Source organism: Streptosporangium sp. NPDC050284, assembly GCF_044459525.1.
GTDB lineage: Bacteria > Actinomycetota > Actinomycetes > Streptosporangiales > Streptosporangiaceae > Streptosporangium.
Genome location: NZ_JBITIZ010000015.1, coordinates 101997 through 120029 on the forward strand (window position 1 = coordinate 101997; position 18033 = coordinate 120029).

The 18033-nt window shown below is 69.3% G+C and carries 14 protein-coding genes; 5 read left to right on the forward strand and 9 right to left on the reverse strand.

What is annotated here, in order from left to right:
• Positions 1-4 precede the first annotated feature (4 nt).
• From ACIBH4_RS30310 to ACIBH4_RS30325, 4 genes are all read right to left on the reverse strand, one after another.
• Entirely contained in the window at positions 5-1840 is a 1836-nt protein-coding gene (locus tag ACIBH4_RS30310) for a DUF4434 domain-containing protein (protein ID WP_362518386.1), read from the reverse strand.
• A gap of 78 nt (positions 1841-1918) precedes the next feature.
• The gene (locus ACIBH4_RS30315; RefSeq protein WP_362518388.1) at positions 1919-3007 is read right to left on the reverse strand and encodes a glycosyltransferase; all 1089 of its coding nucleotides are present in this window, start codon (positions 3005-3007) and stop codon (positions 1919-1921) included.
• A gap of 19 nt (positions 3008-3026) precedes the next feature.
• Positions 3027-4292, reverse strand: coding sequence for a nucleotide sugar dehydrogenase (locus ACIBH4_RS30320; protein WP_362769801.1), 1266 nt, complete (start codon positions 4290-4292; stop codon positions 3027-3029).
• Positions 4293-4421: 129 nt separating this feature from the next.
• Positions 4422-6416, reverse strand: coding sequence for a glycosyltransferase (locus ACIBH4_RS30325; RefSeq protein ID WP_362769803.1), 1995 nt, complete (start codon positions 6414-6416; stop codon positions 4422-4424).
• Positions 6417-6622: 206 nt separating this feature from the next.
• Between ACIBH4_RS30325 and wecB the strand changes: the two genes are divergently transcribed.
• Positions 6623-7792, forward strand: coding sequence for a non-hydrolyzing UDP-N-acetylglucosamine 2-epimerase (gene wecB / locus ACIBH4_RS30330; protein ID WP_362769805.1), 1170 nt, complete (start codon positions 6623-6625; stop codon positions 7790-7792).
• 63 nt (positions 7793-7855) lie between these two features.
• Positions 7856-9913: a glycosyltransferase gene (locus tag ACIBH4_RS30335; RefSeq protein ID WP_362518404.1), complete on the forward strand. Its 2058-nt coding sequence runs from the start codon at positions 7856-7858 to the stop codon at positions 9911-9913.
• Between the two features lie 538 nt (positions 9914-10451).
• Here the strand turns inward: ACIBH4_RS30335 and ACIBH4_RS30340 are convergent.
• Entirely contained in the window at positions 10452-11207 is a 756-nt protein-coding gene (locus ACIBH4_RS30340) for a class I SAM-dependent methyltransferase (RefSeq protein WP_362770062.1), read from the reverse strand.
• 72 nt (positions 11208-11279) lie between these two features.
• On the opposite strand from ACIBH4_RS30340, the gene ACIBH4_RS30345 reads away from it, so the two are divergent.
• The 3 genes from ACIBH4_RS30345 to ACIBH4_RS30355 all read left to right on the forward strand — a co-directional run bounded on the left by ACIBH4_RS30345 (position 11280) and on the right by ACIBH4_RS30355 (position 13963).
• Positions 11280-11849 (forward strand): CGNR zinc finger domain-containing protein, encoded by a 570-nt coding sequence (locus ACIBH4_RS30345; protein WP_362518410.1) that lies wholly within the window; start codon positions 11280-11282, stop codon positions 11847-11849.
• Positions 11850-12122: 273 nt separating this feature from the next.
• Positions 12123-13460 carry a DUF418 domain-containing protein gene (locus tag ACIBH4_RS30350; protein ID WP_362770064.1) on the forward strand — a complete coding sequence of 446 codons (1338 nt, stop codon included), beginning with the start codon at positions 12123-12125 and terminating at the stop codon, positions 13458-13460.
• Positions 13461-13498: 38 nt separating this feature from the next.
• The gene (locus ACIBH4_RS30355; protein ID WP_362518417.1) at positions 13499-13963 is read left to right on the forward strand and encodes a hypothetical protein; all 465 of its coding nucleotides are present in this window, start codon (positions 13499-13501) and stop codon (positions 13961-13963) included.
• Positions 13964-14198: 235 nt separating this feature from the next.
• Here ACIBH4_RS30355 and ACIBH4_RS30360 read toward each other — a convergent pair whose 3' ends face one another.
• The 4 genes from ACIBH4_RS30360 to ACIBH4_RS30375 form a co-directional block, all read right to left on the reverse strand.
• Positions 14199-14789 carry a dihydrofolate reductase family protein gene (locus ACIBH4_RS30360; protein WP_362770066.1) on the reverse strand — a complete coding sequence of 197 codons (591 nt, stop codon included), beginning with the start codon at positions 14787-14789 and terminating at the stop codon, positions 14199-14201.
• 25 nt (positions 14790-14814) lie between these two features.
• Entirely contained in the window at positions 14815-15402 is a 588-nt protein-coding gene (locus tag ACIBH4_RS30365; protein WP_362518423.1) for a helix-turn-helix domain-containing protein, read from the reverse strand.
• 235 nt (positions 15403-15637) lie between these two features.
• Positions 15638-15910 (reverse strand): GlsB/YeaQ/YmgE family stress response membrane protein, encoded by a 273-nt coding sequence (locus ACIBH4_RS30370; protein WP_362518426.1) that lies wholly within the window; start codon positions 15908-15910, stop codon positions 15638-15640.
• A 370-nt stretch (positions 15911-16280) separates the two neighbouring features.
• A complete protein-coding gene (locus ACIBH4_RS30375; protein WP_362770068.1) occupies positions 16281-18011 on the reverse strand; it encodes an SPFH domain-containing protein in 1731 nt (576 codons plus the stop codon).
• Positions 18012-18033: the final 22 nt, after the last annotated feature.

An 18033-nucleotide genomic window follows, 5' to 3' on the forward strand; every position in this document is an offset into this window, starting at 1 on the left:
CCGGTCAGACCCGTACGCGGACGTGCAACGTCTCGGTGGCGGCGCGTCCGTCGGCCGCCGCGACCGAGACCCTGACCCAGGTGTCCTCGGGCACCTGGGTCCAGTCGAACGGGATCCACGCCGTTTCCATCCGTACCGGCAGGTCCGGCGGCGGCTCGGTCAGGTTCACCCCGGCCACGTCGACGACGCGGGGCTCCTCCTGGCCCTCCCAGGTGATCGTCACCTTGGAGCCCATGGGGATGTTGTAGCCGCGGATCTCCATGCCGTCCTGGATGTCGCGCTGCATGCGGATCGCGTCGGCGGCGATGGGCCGGTTGTAGTCGCGGGCGATCTCCTCGGCGAGGGACGGGGAGCCGCAGGTGTAGAAGTCGCTCCACATGTAGGAGACGACCTTGGAGACGTAGCGTCCGACCTGTGCCACGGCCGTGTCGAGCCGCTCCTTGTCGGTGCGCCCTCGGTCGGACCCCGCGGCGCACGGCTCCTCGCCCGACGGCTCGAAGGCCTCGACGTTGGCCCAGAGCTGCACGTTGAAGCCCTGCTCGATCATCCTGGTCCTGGCGAGGGACATCTCGCGGTAGTAGTCGCGGGTCGAGCCGTGGTACGCCTCGCCGTTGGTCTTCTTCTTGACGACCGGGCTCAGCCGCTCGTCGATCTTCTCCTCGCGCTGGTCGGCCCAGAACAATCCGACCTTGCCCGTACCCCGGCTGTCCTGCGGGGCGATGATCCCGACACCGGTCCTGACGAGGGCCTCGAAGCCCTTGGCGACCTGCTTGGGAGTGGCGCTGAACGGCCGTTCCTTGCGGGCGTCGAGGTAGGGGCTGACGAGCACGGGCCTGCCGGGCATCTCCTGCTCGACGATCTCGTGCTGCGAGGCGTAGACCCTGAGCGTCGGGTGGTCGGAGTCGGAGTCGCCGACGTACTTCATCTCGCGCATCTGCAGCTCGAACGGCTGGTAGAAACCGCCCAGCGAGGTCCGGTCCTGGAAGCGCGCCCCGTAGTCCTGCATGATCCGCCGGGTGAGGGTGGTGAGCGTGTCCGTGCCCTGCTTGGCGGCCTGGGTCTTCTGCGCCGGGTCGCGGGGGGCGAGCGGCAGCGCCGGGTAGACCTTCACGCCGAACCGGTCACCGAGGTCGAGCAGCTCGGCGAGGCTGTCCTCGTGCGCGGCCGCGACCAGGATCACGTGATAGCCGCGTCCCTTGGAACGGATGTTCTCGCAGCTCGGGTCGTCGGTGCCGTCGTCGGGGGCGACGATCCGGTAGAAGACGGTCTTGTCGGTGACGATCTTCCGCTCGAACTCGGGGCAGCGGAACAGGTCCGGGCCGAACGCCTCGTCGGTGCGGTAGACGAACGTCCAGCTCACCCGGTTGCCGGGGTTGGCGGCCTTGAGGTCGTTCTCCGCCGCCAGCGCGCACGGGACCCCGTTCTCCTCGCACGGCTCGTAGCGGGCGTCGACGTCCCCCTGGCCGTCGAGGATCCGGCCGTCGTTGTCGAGGCGGCGCGCCTGCAGGCCCCAGCCGATCCGGATCACCGTGTCGCCGCCCACCTCGTGGATGGCGCCGAACTGCCGGCGCCAGGTGCAGTGGTCGGTGGTCGGGACCAGCCAGTAGCCGGTGACCGCGTACGGCCAGCGCATCGTCGTGTCGAACGTCCCACACGGGTCGGTGAACTCGGTCACCTCCGGCACCGGCACCGAGGGGGTGGCGGAGGTGGAGGGTGAGGGCGAGGCCGTGAGCGACGAGCCTCCCGCCGTCGGGGAGCCGTTCCCGGTGGGCGTGGTCACCACGAACGCCGCCACACCCGCGAGGATCGCCACGCCCAGGAAAGCGATGAGCCAGCGCACGTTCAGGACACTACCGTTCTTGTGATCAGGCAGACATAAGGAGCCGGACGGACACCGCGGGCCTCGCCGTATCGACAATCAGCTCTTGACGCCCGCCCACGCCTCCAGCTGAGCGACGAAACGGCGGGCCGAGTTGGGCCAGTGGTGGTTCGCACGAGCCGCCGCATACCCTCGGGCGCCCCTGGCATACCGCTCCCTGACGTCGTCTCGCAGGAAGAGCACGGCCTGGGCCACGGCCTTGGGATCCTGCCAGGGCACGACCATGCCGCTGTCGTAGCGCTCGACCAGCTCCACCGCGCGGGGCGAGGGAGTGGTGATCACCGGGATGCCGTGCGCCATGTACTCCACGATCTTCGTGGGCATGGAGTGCCGGTAGTTGGGCTCGTCGTGCAGCAGGGAGAGCCCGGCGAGCGCGCCGTCGAGCCGCTTGAGCGCCTCGTCGTTCGGCATGAAGTCACGCCACTCCAGCACGCCCTCCGCCACCGCCTCGTTCAGCGTCGGCCGCGACTGCGGGTCGGCGTAGCCGATCAGCTCGACCGCCACCCGGTACGGCTGCAGCAGCCGGGCCACCTCGATCGCCTCGCGTACCCCGCGCGCGCCCGACAGCCAGCCGAGGTAGACGACGCGGTCGTCGCCCGGCGGCGTCACCTCGTCGGGCACCCAGGTCTCGTTGGGCACCACCAGGTGCGCCTGGCGGAACCTTCCCGCGTACGCGGTCTCGGCCAGCAGCAGGTGCAGGTGCCGCTCGGCCGTGCCTTCGAGCAGGCGGGCCAGGAACCGCACCGGCGGACGCAGGAACGCGGGCAGCCAGGGCTTCAGCGACAGCGTCGCCGGGGTGTCCTCGTGGACGTCCCAGACCACCGGGGGCCGCTTGCGCACCCCCACCACCGCGAGCAGCAGCTCGGGGTCGTGGATGACCACGAGGTCGACCTCGCCGCGCATACGCTTGAACACCTTGCGCGCGGCGCGCACGGCGGCGAACCGCTTGCGCTCGGCGGCGCGGGGGAGGTCGACGCCGTTCACCCAGGAGCGGGCCATCACGCCCCGCGCCGTGTACGGGGCCGCGTACGTGACCTCATGACCGGCGTCCACGAGCGCGCGGATCTGCCGGTGCAGGATCCGGGCGTCCTCGGGGTGATGCACCACCGTCATGACGAGCACGTGCACTTCGCGCAGCCCTCCGTCGCTAGAGCCGCTCGACGCGTTCACCCTCGGCGAGCACGCCTCGGGTGTCGAGCACGAGCTTGCCATGGTCCTCGACCGTCGACAGGTCGAAGGCGGCGTGCTGCTGGAGCAACAGCGTCACGTCGGCTTCGGCCACCGCCTTGGCGAGGTCTTCCTCACGTGGCACGTCGACGTCGTCGACCCGCCACTCCTTGACGTACGGATCGGCGAAGACGAGCTCCGCCCCCAGCTCGAGCAGCGCCCGCGCGACCGGCAGGGCCGGGGTCTCACGCTCGTCGGCGATGTCGGGCTTGTACGTGACACCGAGCAGCAGCACCCTGGAGCCGTTGACGGGCTTTCGCTGCCGGTTGAGCAGTCGCTGCACGCGGGCCACCACGTAGGACGGCATCCGCTCGTTGATCTCCTGTGCCAGCTCGACGAAGCGGAACGGGTAGCCCAGCTTGCGCACCGTGTAGGAGAGGTAGGAAGGGTCGACGGGGATGCAGTGCCCGCCGACGCCGGGTCCGGGGAGGAACTTCTGGAACCCGAACGGCTTGGTCGCCGCGGCCTCGATCGACTCCCACAGGTCGACACCGAGCTCGTCGCAGAAGATCGCCATCTCGTTGACGAGGGCGATGTTGACGTGGCGGTAGGTGTTCTCCAGGAGCTTGGCCATCTCGGCCTCGCGGGTGCCGCTCACCGGCACGACCTGCTCGATGAACTGGGCGTAGAACCCGACCGCGCGGTCCTTGCAGGCCGGGGTGTAACCGCCGACGACCTTCGGGGTGTTGCGCAGACCGTATTTGGGGTTGCCCGGGTCGATGCGCTCGGGCGAGAAGGCGAGGTGGAAGTCGGTGCCCGCGACGAGACCCGAACCCTTTTCCAGGATGGGGCGGGCGACCTCGTCGGTGGTGCCGGGCCAGGTGGTGGACTCCAGGACCACCAGCGCGCCGGCGCGCAGGTTGCGTGCGACGGTGGCGGTGGCGCCCTCGACCGACGACAGGTCGGGGCGGTGGTCCTCGTCCAGCGGGGTCGGCACGCAGATGACGATGGTCCGGCTGTCGGCCAGTACGGATTCGTCCAGCGTGGCGGTGAAGCCTCCCGCCAGCATGTGCTCAAGGTCGGCGTCGGTCAGGTCGTCGATGTACGACGTGCCCGCGTTGAGGGCCTCGACCTTCGCGGCGTCGACCTCGAAGCCGACGACCCGCAGACCGGCCGCGGTGGCCTCCTTGGCCAGGGGCATGCCGACGTAGCCCAGACCGATGATGGCCAGGTCGTAGGCAGTCACTGGATGACCTTGGAACGCCGGAAACAACACTTCATGGTCGCAAAGGCTATCTCAAGTCCGAACGAGCTACGCCTAATGCGATTGAACGCATCGCAAACGGCTGGTCTCCCTGTTACCAACACGAGACCATCATCCAGCAATCGATCGGTAAATATCACGGTAAGTCTCCGCGATGCGGCTCCACGTACGCTTCGCCGCCACCTCGGCCCGTCCCGCCTCACCCATCCCGGCCCTTCGCTCAGGATCGTCGCGCAGTCCGGCGATCGCCTTGGCCAGCGCCTCGGGGTCTCCCGGGGGCACCAGAAGCCCCGCCCCCTCCGAACCCACGAGCTCGGAGAGCGCCGGCAGGTCGCTCAGCACGACCGGCTTGCCGAGAGCCATCGCCTCGACGGGCTTCAACGGCGTGACGAGCCGGCAGACGCGCAGGTCCTCGCGGGGGCAGACGAAGATGTCGATCGCCGCCTGCGCCTGCAGGGCCTCGTCGGGACCGACACGTCCCGGCAGGATCGCGACGTCGCCCAGTCCCAGCTCCTCGACCTGTTCGAGCAGCGCCGCCCGCTCCACGCCGTCGCCGACGAGAAGCACCTTCACCGGCGCGCCCTCGTCCCGCAGGAGCGCGGCCGCGTTGATCATGGTGGCGAAACCCTCGTAGGCCACGATGCTCGACACCGAGCCCATCACGATCTCGCCGGGCTCGATGCCGTACGCGGCACGGAACGCCGCACCGTCGTACTCGGCACTGAGCAGCGAGTCGTCCACCGCGTTCGGCGCGAGATAGATCCTCTCCCTCGGCACCCCGCGTTCGACGATCTCGCCTGCCATGGTCTCCGCGAGGGTGACCACGGCGTCGGCGGAACGCATGATGAACGCCTCACGGTCGCGCTGCAGCACGTGCCGCTGGCTGCCGATGCGCTTGGGGTCGCGGGAGGCCCAGGTCTCCTCGAGGAAGCCCCGCACCTCGTAGACCATCGGCGTGCCGGTACGCTCGCGCACCGCGAGCGCCACCGACCCGTTGCGATGGTCGGTCGCGGCGTGCAGCACCTGCGGTCGCAGGGTCCTGACCAGCTCGGTCACCTCTCCGGCGCCGCGGATCATCCGCCCCTGGCTCTCGAACGGCACCTCGCCGCTCGGGATCAGCCGGTGGTAGGGGATGCCGTCGATCTCCTCGTACGGCGTCGCGTCGGCGTGCCCCTGCATCATCGGCCAGCCCCAGCTGGTCACGACGTGCGGGTCGAGCCCCGCGGCCTTCTGCGAGGTGACGATGCGGTGCGTGCGGACGGTGTATCCGGCCTGCGTGTACGGCAGCGCGTTCGTCACGCAGTGCAGCACCCTGCCGGGGAACCGCTCGCCCACGATCACCTTCGCCTTGGGCGGGATCGGGTTCGGCTGGATCGCGGCCAGCTCTCCCGCGTAGTAGGCGTGCCGGCGCTTGATGAAGGGGTAGCGCGTGTGACCCTGCAGCACCGCGGCGGCCTCGCTCATCCGGCCGGAGTCGAAGTGCTCCTTCGCCTCGCTCCACGGGCCCTTCACCAGGCGCATGCCGAGCTTGCGTACGACGATCTTGGCGCGGCGCGCGACGGGCCAGGCGAACCGGCCGACCACGGGACGGACGCTCGGCGGGAGCGTCTCGGCCGCCGCCTGCGCCACGCGTACCGGGTCGGACTTCACCTTGGTCGCCACGACCCGGGAAACGATCACCGGGTGCTGGACGAAGCCCTTGATGAGGCCGCGCAGCCCGGCCCTGGCCGACTTCGCCGAGACCGGGGAGACGGGGGAGTTCGGGGAGGCAGGGGAGCCAGGGGGCGTCTGGGAGTCCGGGGAGGCCGGGAGCGACGCGGGGACCTTCTCCTCGTCCTCGTCCGAGGGCCTCGCGGTGACGGTGGGCATGTCGGAGACGGGGGGCGTGTCCGGGGCGGAGGGCGTGTCCGGGAGGGTGGGTGTCTCCGGTGTCTTCGCTGTCTCCGGTGTCTTCGTGTCCGGTTCCGTGGTGTCGTCCGCGTCGGGTTCGCGCATCGTGTTCGCGTCGGGTTTCCGCGTCGTGTCCACGTCGGAGACCGGGGCCGCGTCCACGGGCGAGGGCGTCTCCGCGCTCGGCGGGGGCGGCGGCTCCGTGGGCGTGTCCACTGCGGGGGTCTCAACGGCCGGGAGCGTCACCGAGGGAGAGGGTGTCGCCGGAACCGAGGGCGTCACCGGATCCGGGGACTTCACCGGATCCTTCGCCGAAACCTTCGCTGGAACCGAGGGGGAGTCTGGCCTGTTGGCATCGGATACCACGCCGTGACCGTACCATAGGCAACGTTTGCCCCACTGCCGCATGAAAGGCGAGGTCAATGAGGGACTTTGCCCGTCCGGGCGCTGCTCAGAGCCCCGATAATCCCCTCGTCCTGCACGTGCTCGGCGCGCGCCCGAACTTCGTGAAGGCCGCTCCCGTGGTGCGCGCCCTCACCGAGCTCGGGGTGCGACAGGGCATCGTTCACACCGGTCAGCACTACGACGCGCTCATGTCGGACGTCTTCTTCGCCGACCTCGGTCTTCCCGAGCCGATCGCCAACCTCGGCGTCGGTTCCGGCTCGCACGCCCGGCAGACGGCGGCCCTGCTCGTCGGCCTGGAGGACGTGGTGCTCGAACACCGTCCCACCCTGGTCGTCGTCTACGGCGACGTGAACTCGACGCTCGCCGCGATCCTCGTCTGCGCCAAGCTCCACGTGCCGACCGCGCACGTGGAGGCGGGCCTGCGTTCCTTCGACCGGGAGATGCCCGAGGAGGTGAACCGGGTCGTCACCGACGGCCTGTCCGACATCCTCTTCGCCACCTCGCCGGACGCGCTCTCCCACCTCGCCGCCGAGGGCGTCGATCCGGCCAGGGTGCACCTCGTCGGCAACCCGATGATCGACAGCCTGTTCTCCGCGCTGGACCACCTCGACCCCGCCCCGGTCCGCTCCCGGCTCGGCCTTCCCGAGCGGTACGCGGTCGCCACCCTGCACCGTCCCGGCAACGTCGACGACCCGGCCTCGGCCAAGGAGCTCGTCGACGCCGTACTCTCGGTGAGCGAGCGCCTGCCGGTCGTGGTGCCGCTGCACCCGCGCGGCCGGACCCGTCTGGCGGAGGCCGGACTGGTGAACGGGGAGAACCTCCTCATCGTCGACCCGCTGGGCTACGTGGACTTCCTGTCACTGGTGCGGGGCGCGACGCTGGTCGTCACCGACTCCGGCGGCGTGCAGGAGGAGACGACCATGCTGGGTGTGCCCTGCCTCACGGTGCGGCCCAACACCGAGCGGCCGATCACCATCACGCACGGCACCAACCGGCTCGTCACCCCCGCGCAGTTGCCCGCCGCCGCCGACCTGGCGCTGGCCGAGGGCTCGGGAACGCCGTCGGGCGAGCTGCCTCCGCTCTGGGACGGTAAGGCCGGTCCCCGGATCGCCCGGGTGATCGAGAGCTGGCTGCGCGGCGGCAACCTCTCGCCGGCCGGTCAATCCGTATCGCCCAAATCCCTTTAAAACGGCCATTCGGCTACGACTTTGGTCGTACGCTGGCACGACCTCTGACAAAGGCGATTCCCCATGAGCGATGAGACCCCAGAAGAGCCGAAGTTCCAGCGTCTCGGACCGATCAACTGGCTGCCCGAGGAACGCAAGGTCGTCGAACGCCTTGAGGAGCGCGTCCACGACCTGGAGCGACGGCTCGCCATCGCCGAGGCGCGGGCCGACTACGCGCAGTGGAAACTGGAGTCCACCAAGGTGCAGCGCCCCTACCGGGTGGCCGAGGCACTGACGTCCGCCAAGGGGCCGGGGGTCACCGCGCTGCCGGGCAAGCTGCGCTCCGCGATGCAGGCCCGCAAGGGCCCCAAGCCGCCCCGTCCGGTGACCGAGGTGGTCGAGGAGCTCGACCGGCAGGGGCCCGTGGTCGACGTACCGCAGGTCAAGTGGCCCGCCGGTCCGATTGTCCGCCCCGACATGAAGGTCGCGGTCATCCTGGACGACTTCTCCCGGATGGCGTTCAAGTACGAGTGGGACCAGATCGAGTTCGGGCTCCGCGACTGGCCGGAGATCTTCGCCGAGCGTCGTCCCGAGCTGCTGTTCGTGGAGTCGGCCTGGCACGGCAACCAGGGCCGCTGGCGCTACCAGATGACCGGGACGAAGGCTCCCAAGCCCGAGCTGATCGCTTTGATTGACTGGTGCCGCGCGGAGGGGATTCCCACGGTCTTCTGGAACAAGGAGGACCCGCCGAACTTCGACTTCTTCATCGACACGGCCAAGCTGTTCGACTACGTCTTCACCTGCGACGGCGACATGGTCCCCCGCTACCGCGAGGTGCTGGGTCACGACCGGGTCGACGTCCTGCAGTTCGCCGCGCAGCCCCGGGTGCACAATCCCATCCAGGAGAAGCAGGGGCGCGTCAACGACGTGGTCTTCGCGGGCATGTACTTCAGGGACAAGCACCCCGAGCGCCGCGAGCAGATGGAAACCGTCCTCGCCCCGATCCGCGAGCTCGGGCTGCACATCTTCGCCCGAAACGGCACCGTCGACGAGAAGTACGCCTGGCCGAAGGAGTACGTCCCGCACATCGTGGGCGAGCTGCCGTACGACCAGATGCTGGCCGCGTACAAGATGTACAAGGTCTTCCTCAACGTGAACTCGGTGCTCGACTCACCGACCATGTGCGCCCGCCGCGTCTTCGAGCTCTCGGCCTGCTCGACGTCGGTGGTCTCCGGCTGGTCCCGGGCCATCGAGGAGACCTTCGGGTCACTGATCCCGATCGCCCGCGACGAGCTGGAGTCGTACAACCAGGTCCTGCACCTGATCAACAGTCCCGAGCTGCGTGCCCGTCAGGGGCACCTGGCCATGCGCGAGGTCTTCGACAAGCACCTGTTCTCGCACCGCGTGGACCAGATCCTGGGGATCCTCGGTCGACCGGTGCAGCCGCGGACCCGCTCGATCTCGGTGGTCCTGCCCACCAACCGCGCCTCCCAGATCGAGCACGCGATCTCCTCGGTGGCCAAGCAGATCCACCGTCCGGTTCAGCTCGTCATGGTCCTGCACGGGCTCGCCATCGACCCCGTGGTGGTGGCGGACAAGGCGCGGATGGCCGGGATCACCGATGTCGTGGTGCTGCCCGCCGACTCGTCACTGTCGCTGGGCGCCTGCCTCAACATGGGCATCGCCGCCGCCGAGGGCGAGCTGATCGCCAAAATGGACGACGACAACCTGTACGGCGAGCACTACCTGTCGGACCTGGCCCGCGCCTTCGACTACTCCGACGCCGAACTGGTCGGCAAGGGCGCGCACTACGCGTACTTCGAGGGCGGCAACACCACGATGCTTCGGCTGCCGGGGCTGGAGCACCGGTACGCCTTCCTGGTGCAGGGCGGCACCTTCCTCGGCAAGGCCGACATGTTCCGGCATTATGGGTTCGAGGACGTGACCCGGGGCGAGGACACCCGCCTGGTCCGCCGGCTCAAGGAGGACCGCGTCAAGATCTACTCCGCCGACCGGTTCAACTTCGTCTACTGGCGCAGTGGCGACAAGTCCCTGCACACCTGGCAGGCCGACGACATCAAGCTCACCCGCAACGCGCAGTTCTCCTTCGCCGGGCATCCGGAAGCGCACGTCATGATCTGACTTCGGTTTCGGCGTTGGTGGGGCGATTCCCGAAGGTTTTCCTGCGGCATGGGCACGATGGCCGGGGATCGGCGTGTCAGGTGGGCGGGTGCTCCGGGCGGCCGTCGTTGGTGACGGGTCTGGGTGTCCGGCCGGTGTTCAAGGTGGGTGCGCGCTCCGGTGGGCGGGTGCTCCGGGCGGCCGTCGTTGGTGGTCGTCTGGTGGGTCAGGCCTCCGGCCTGGCGGGCGCGCTGGTTGCGGATTTTTATAAGCCGCCCGGAACACCCACCCACCTCCGCACACGGCCCGTCTCGCCGTAGGTGGTGCGGTCCGTAGTGGCTTTCTTACGGGCCGCCCAGTGTGCGCTGGGGACGCTGAAGCAATCCGTACGGGGTCGTTCGGGGTCCGTCGCCGTAGCTGAAGCGCCGGTACGGAAAGGAGCGCAGCGGACTCGCCGTGATTTCACCGGGCTCGGCGTGGTTCGCTCTCTTGGCTCACCACTCGTTTTCCGCCTGATCGCGGTTCTCCGCCCTCGGCTGTGGGGGCGTCGGTGGTCGGGTCAGTGGCGGACGGCGCAGAGGAGGCGGTTGTTGCCGCGCTGCCAGAGGGTGCCGATCTCGGCGAATCCGGCATCGCGCAGGGCGTCGACGTGCTCGGAGAGCAGGGAGGACTCCGAGCCGTGGTGGTCGGCTCCCGCGGTGGTGCGTGCGGTGTGGAGTTCGGCGAAGGCGGGATCGGCGGCGATCGCATCCCACCACTGGCGCCAGTCCTCGGGGTGGCCGCCGGCGAACACGCGCTGGGTCTCCCGGTCGTGTACGGCGCGTTCGAGACGGGCGATGGCCGGGGTGGTGTCGTCGGTCTCCATGTGGTCGCCGTTGAGCAGGAGCCCGCCCGGGCGCAGCACGGTCGCCAGTTCGGCGTACATCTTCTGGAGGTCGGGCCCGGAGATCCAGTGCAGTGCGGTGGTGCTCACCGCGACGTCGGCCGGCCTGTCCAGGCCGAGGGATCCGGTCCATCCGGGGGTGCGCAGGTCGAGGGAGAGGAAGGTGAGGTGCGGGTAGGCGGCCCGGCCGAGGCCGAGCAGCAGGGGGTCGGCGTCGACCGCGATCACTGTCGCCTGGGGCAGTCGCTCCAGGAGACGGGCGGAGAGCGAGCCCGGTCCACATCCGAGGTCGATGACGAGCGGATCTGGGCGGCCTGTCGCTTCGACGGCGTCGATCAGCGCGGTGAAGCGCTCTTCGCGGTCGGGCAGGTAGCCCTCCTGCTGACGATCCCAGCGTGCGATCCACTCAAGTGCGGCATCGTGGGTGAGCACCATAGTCTCCTTGTGACTGTCGTCTAAGCTTATGACAGTTACAAACTAGAACGCGAGGATGTGACTGGTCAAGTGGATTTCAACAGTCACACCGATTCGATCGTCCGCGTGGCGGTGGGGTTGGTCAACGAACTGACGCCTGGAGAGAGGCGGGGCCGCGACTTCTCACCGCCGCGCGATCTCGCTCCCGCCGCCACGGAGGGCCTGCGCACCGGCTACCCGGGCCATCGGGAGGTCACCGAGGTGGAGGCCGGCGAGCTCGCCGAGATCGCGGCCCGGCTGCGCATGGTCTTCGACGCCGTCGCGAAAGGAGACGTCGATGCCGCAGCCCTGCGGGTCAACGATCTTCTTGAGAAGACCCGGGCCCGACCGATGCTCGAACGACATGACGGAGAGCCGTGGCACCTGCACTTCCACGGTCCCGGCGGCACCATGACCGGCGACTGGGCGGCGAGTTGCGCCACCGGGCTCGCGATCGTGCTGGGGAGCGAGCACCACGACCGTCTCGGCGTGTGTACGGCGCCGCACTGCGACCGGGTCTACGTGGACGTCTCCCGCAACGGCACCCGCCGGTTCTGCGGCACCGCCTGCCAGAACCGCGTCAAGACCACGGCCTTTCGCGCCAGGGGCAGGGTTTCGTGAGGGCGGGTTGGAGACCCCCAGCCGGTCGGCGCGAAGATCTGACCGCAGCGGTTCCGTGGGGGCGGACCGGAGACCGACCACGGTGGCCCCGGCAGCATCACCGCGACTGTCATCGACGGGTGGAACGCTCGTCGGCCGTCGTTCGGGGGTAGGGCCGCTCAGGAGGCATCCACTCTCCCGAATCGCGCCTCTCCGTACCAGCTGTCGCCGTATCGTGACTTTGCGTGATCGAAGAATCGTCGACGCCCTCGCGCTCGCTCATCGATGCTGCCGTTGGAGCAGCCCGTTCGGCACGGTTTCCGGCTCGGCGAGAGCAACGGCTCCCGCTCGGTCACGGCGGCACGGCGGGAGGTCCGCTCCCTCATGGCGACTAGGAGCGCCCCGATCCGCGGCCCGGTGCGGAGCGGCGAGCGCGCACTCGCACCCGATCTCGCCCGTGGCTTCATGCTGTTGCTCATCGCCGTGGCGAACACTCCCTGGTATCTGTGGGGCCGAGAGATCCGAGCCACCACGATCCATCCGCCCGGAGGCTCGGCGCTGGACCGGATCGTCCAGGTGGCCGCCATCGTCGGGGTGGACTTCCGGGTCTATCCGATGTTCGCGTTCCTGTTCGGCTACGGCATGGTGCAGCTCCTGTCACGCCAGCGGGCCGCCGGGCACTCGGAGTCGGCCGTGCTGACGCTGCTGCGTCGTCGCAGCCTGTGGCTGTTCCTGTTCGGGTTCGTGCATGCGGCGTTGCTGTGGCAGGGGGACATTCTCGGCGCGTACGGCCTGACCGGGTTTCTCCTGTCCGGGCTGTTCCTGCGCAGGAAGGATCGCACGCTGCTCGTCTGGGCCGCGATCGGCACGGGCATCCTCATACTGGAGACCCTGCTCAGCGTGGTGGGGGCCTACTTGGAGTCGTCCCCCGAAATCTTCGGCTATCTGTCTTTGGGATCTGCGGGCAGTGCCGAGAGCGATCCGCTCGCCGCGGCATCGGGGCGCCTCGCCTTCTGGCCGATGGTCGTGGTCGGCCAGGGCTTGCTGGGGCTCGTCGTGCCCGTCGCGATCGTCCTCGGTTTCTGGGCGGCCCGGCGGCGGATTCTGGAACAGCCAGGCGAGCACCTGTCACTGTTGCGCCGCGTCGCCGCCGTCGGCATCGCCATCGGCTGGCTGGGTGGACTGCCGCACGCGGCGGCGGTCATGGGGGTGCTGAGGATCCCCGAAGAGTCGATGTTCGTTTTCGAGATGTCCCAGACGGTTACCGGCCTGCCCGCCGGGCTGGGCTACGCGGCGGCGTTCGGACTCGTCGGGCACCGGCTCGGACGTCGGCGACGCCCCGGCCTCGCGTCCACCGCGGTGGTCGCGCTGGGCAGGCGGTCACTCTCGGCCTATCTCGCCCAATCGCTGCTCTGCGCCCCGGTGCTGGCCGCATGGGGTCTCGGGGTCGGGGCTCACCTGCACAGCGCCTCCGTGGCCGGCTACGCGCTCGGCGTCTGGCTGATCACCGTGGTCGCGGCCTACGGCCTGGAGCGTCGCGGCAGGCGAGGACCCGCCGAGGTTCTCCTGCGTCGGCTGACATACCGAACGGGTTGGAAAATCGAAGATCGTCAGGCGGCGTCGGGCGAGTAGACTTGCGCGCCACCGCCTCGCCTGTGAAGGAGTCGCTCGTGATCATCGACCCAACGCTCACCCGGATCGGCCAGGGGGTGGAGCTGCATCACCACAAAGGGCAGCGTGACGCCGCTCGCGAGCTGTTCGCGCAGATCTGGGACGACATCGGCGGCGAGAAAGGCGAACCGCTGCATGTCTGCGTCCTCGCCCACTCGATGGCCGACGTGCAGGACGACGTGCGCGAGGAGCTGATGTGGGATCTGCGAGCTCTCGCCGCCGCCGACCTGGTCACCGATGAGCAGGCGGCCCAGGCCGGGGTGGCGATTTCCGTGGCCGGCCTGTATCCGTCGTTGCACCTCAACCTGAGCGACTGTTATCGCAAGCTGGGCGACCTCGACCTCGCCCGCAAGCACCTCCAGCAGGCGCGGGACACGATCGGCGCGCTCGGTGACGACGAGTACGGGCAGCTCATCAAGGGTGGTCTGCAGCGGTTGGCCGAACAGCTGGATGAGACCATTTGACCGAGCCCCGGCGCTTCCACCTCCTTGGGTTTCCCCACCCTCGGAAAGCTTCCACCTCGTTGGGTGTCCGCCACCCTCGGAAACTCGTGTCGCCCACGGGGGAGCACGGAGGCCCAGGCACCCCGGTGACGCCCAGGCACCCCGGTGACGCCCAGACGCCCCGGTAACGTGGCGGCTCGCTGATCCTCACCGACGAACACCGGTCACCTTCCGGTCGCCGGGACGTCCCGGGGATTCAGCCGGCCGGGCGGTAGACGCACACGTTCGTGCCCGCCTTGCTGGTGACCGTGGAGACCAGCTCGAACGTGTGCAGGCCGCCGTCGTCGGGGAAGATCGTCTTGCCTCCGCCGAGGATCACCGGCATGACGATGAGCCGGAGCTCGTCGACCAGGTCCTCGCTCAGGAGGGTGCGGGCGAGGGTGGGGCTTCCCATGAGCACCAGGTCGCCGCCCTCGGTCTCGCGCAGCTTCCTGATGTGGGCGACGGCCTCGTCACCGGGGATTCGGGTGGTGTTGTTCCACGTCAGCTCGTCGTCGCCCAGCGTCAGGGACACGACGTACTTCGGGATGGCGTTCATCCGGTCGGCGAACGGGTCACCGGCCCGCCCCGGCCACGCCGCGGCCATGGTCTGCCACGTCCGGCGCCCGAACAGCAGCGCCTCGGCCCCGCTCAGCGCGCCGTCGAAGGCACCGCCGACCACCTCGGGGTCGAAGAACGGGTGGGACCAGCCACCGTGGGCGAAGCCGCCGTCGGCGTCCTCCTCGGGGCCACCCGGCGCCTGCACGACGCCGTCCAGGCTCATGAACTCGACGATCACGGTACGCATGGATTCGCTCCTTGAAGGGGGTGGCTCAACGGGTTTCCTTCACGCTCGGGTGAAGGGCGACGACGATCCGATGGTCGCGGCCTTTCTCTGCGGACTCGTCGTGATATTTGGACACCAGGGCCGTGACGGCCCCGGCGAGCTCCCTGGCGAACTCGGCCCGGTCGGCGGCCGAGGCGAAGCGCACCTCGCCGTCGATCGCGAAGGTCGCGACGCGCCTGCGTGCTTTGGCAGCGCCGGTGATGAGCGCCCCGACGTCGCGGACCAGCCTGGCCGCGACGGCCAGCAGCCAGCTCGCCGAGAGCTGGTCGGGTGAGCGCGCCGGGTCGGGCTCGACGGAGGAGAGCGCGGTCGGGGAGATCACGTACGAGGCCGCGGTCGCCCGCATGATGCGCTCGTTGACGTTGCCCTTGCGCCGCTCCTCGATCATCTCGACGAGCCCGTGCGCCTCAAGCGTCTTCAGGTGGTAGTTGACCTTCTGCCGGGGCAGGCCGACCTTGGCCGCCAGCATGGTCGCGGAGCCGGGCTCGCTCAGCTCGGCCAGCAGCCGAGCCCGGATGGGGTCCAGCGAGATCTCGGCGGCGGCGGAGTCTTCGATCACGGCGATGTCCTGCATGTCCGCAGACTATCTCCGACAAATTATATTGTCAATAAAGCCTTATTTTCCGAGAAATCGGTCCTCACCGGTTCGGGTCCGGGTGGCATGACGGCGGTACCGCATCCGCTGGGGTGGGAACACAGCGACGGCCCCGCCCGAAAGGATCCGGGCGGGGCCGTCGGGGTGACCGGGGTGGTGGTCTCCGGATTTCCTCGGGATCTCCCCGTGGAAACCGGCCGCCCCGGGTCACGGACTACCGGACGCCGCGCCTGCCGTACAGGCTCACCGTCAGGATGACGCCGACCGCGGCGAGGGCAATCTGGATCATCAACTCGATCCAGTCGATACCTGAGGTGGCAGCGACCCCGAGCGCTCCGGCGATCGCGGTGCCGATGAGGGCCGCGACAATACCGATGACGATGGTCAGCCAGATCGGGATGGACTGCTTGCCGGGCACGACGAGCCGACCCAGGGCACCGATGATGGCGCCGATAACAATGGCGGTGATGATGCCGGTGACTGTCATGTTCCACTCTCCCTGTCTGCTCAACTGCCAGGCGTATGCCCTAGGAAAAAGGAACAACACATAACGGGGTGCTCCGAATTAATGGCCGCGGGTCACGAATCCGTTGCGCGGAGGTCTCAGGCAGGTTGTGCCCCTCGATTCGCCGCGGAGGAGACCCGGCTTCACCTGCCACGAAAGCCACACGGCCCCCATCCGTTCTCTACGGGGGGTCCCCAGAAAAAATCTGTCATCCGTGCGGATCGGCTGGGAAAATCCGCCGGAGAAATCGGGGAGAGGGGGGCGAAGCCGGGGGTTCGGAGGGGGAGAAGTCGGCTCTTCGACGGTGAGGGGGACGCTCGTCTTCGGCATCGAAGAGCCGTGACGTCGAGGGTCAAGGGGCGAGGGCGGCAGGTTTTTCTGGGGGCGTGGCTCCTCTTTCCGATCTTTCTGAGGGGGCGGCCCCGCCGGTTGCCGTGGCCCCGCCGGTTGCCGTGGCCCCATCGGTTGCCGGGGTCCTATCGGTTTCGTCGGTTTCTGTGGCCTCGCTCGCCTCGGTGGTTCCGGTGGTTCCGGTGGTTCCGGTGGTTCCGGTGGTTCCGGTGGTTCCGGTGGTTCCGGTGGTTCCGGTGGTTCCGGTGGGAGCGGCCGTGGCGGAGGCAGGGGTGGGTTCGAGGGTGGGGATGGCGGTGGGGGTGACGGTGTTCAGGAGGGAGCGGGCGAGGCCGAGGCCGGCGCCGCCGAGGGTGAGTGCCTTGGCGAGCATCTCCTCGATGCCCTGGGCGCCGTTGAGTACGACCATGTGGTCGACGTTGCCGAGGGCCTTCGCGCCCGCCTCGACGATCTGGGGCCACTTCTCGGCGAGCTGCTGGGCGATGACCGCCTCCTGGTTCTCGGCGAGCGCCTCGGCGCGGGCCCGGATCGCGTCGGCGACGGCCAGCCCCTTCGCCCTGGCGGCCTCGGCCTCCGCGAGCCCCTGCGCCTTGGAGGCGTCGGCGGCGGCCAGGCCGCGGGCCCTCGCGGACTCCGCCTCGCCGAAGCCGGTGACCTTCGTCGCCTCCGCGGTGGCGATACCGCGCAGCCGCACGGACTCGGCCTCGGCCGCGGCGGCCTGCTTGACCTGCGACGCCTGTGCGGCGGCGCGGAGCTCGGTCTCGCGCGCCTCGGCTTCGGCCTGGGCGATGCGGGCGTCACGCTCGGCCCGGGAGACCGTCACGGTTTCGTACGCCCTGGCGTCCGCGGGTTTGCGGATCTGGGCCTGGAGCCGTTGCTCGGCCAGCGCGGCCTCAAGCTCGGCCGCCCGGGTCTCCTGGACGACGACCTCCTGCCGGGCGGATGCCTCGGAGAGCGGCCCCGCCTGGCGGGACCTGGCCTGGGCCTCGTCGATCTCGGCCTGGTAGACCGCCTGCTTGATCTTCGAGTCGCGCCAGGCCGCGGCCTTGTTGGCCGCGGCGATCTGCTCGGCCTGGGTGGCCTCCTGGTCGCGCTGCGCCTCGGCGATGCGAGCCGCGGCGGCGATGCTGGCGGCGTGTGGCTTACCGAGGTTGGTGATGTAGCCCGTCCCGTCCTCGATCTCCTGGATCTGCAGGGAGTCGACGATCAGACCGAGCCTGATCATCTCGTCGGCGGCCGAGGCGCGGGTCTCGCCGGTCAGCCGTTCGCGGTTGAGGATGAGGTCCTCCACCGTGAGGTTGCCGATGATCGAGCGCAGGTGGCCGGTGAACAGCTCGTGGATGGCACCGTTCATCGAGTCCTGCTGGTCCAGGAAGCGCCGGGCCGAGTTGGCGATCGAGTGCAGGTCGTCGCCGACCTTGTAGATGACGACGCCCCGTACGACCACCGGGATGCCCTGCTGGGTGACGCAGGAGACCTGGAGGTTGGTGGCGCGGCTGTCCAGGCGCAGGCGGCGCGCGGTCTGGAAACCGGGGAGCACGGCGGTGCCCTTGCCTGTGACGATCTTGAATCCGAGACTGTCGGCGCCCGTGGAGTTACCCCGGGCACCGAGGCCGGAGATGATCAGCGCCTCGTTGGGCTCCGCCACCCGCCAGACGGATTTGAAGAGCAGGGTGATGATGAGAAGGGCGACTAGGGCGAGGCCCCCTATGACGAGGTACTCCATGGGCATCTCGGCCTCCGCGGTGTGGGGG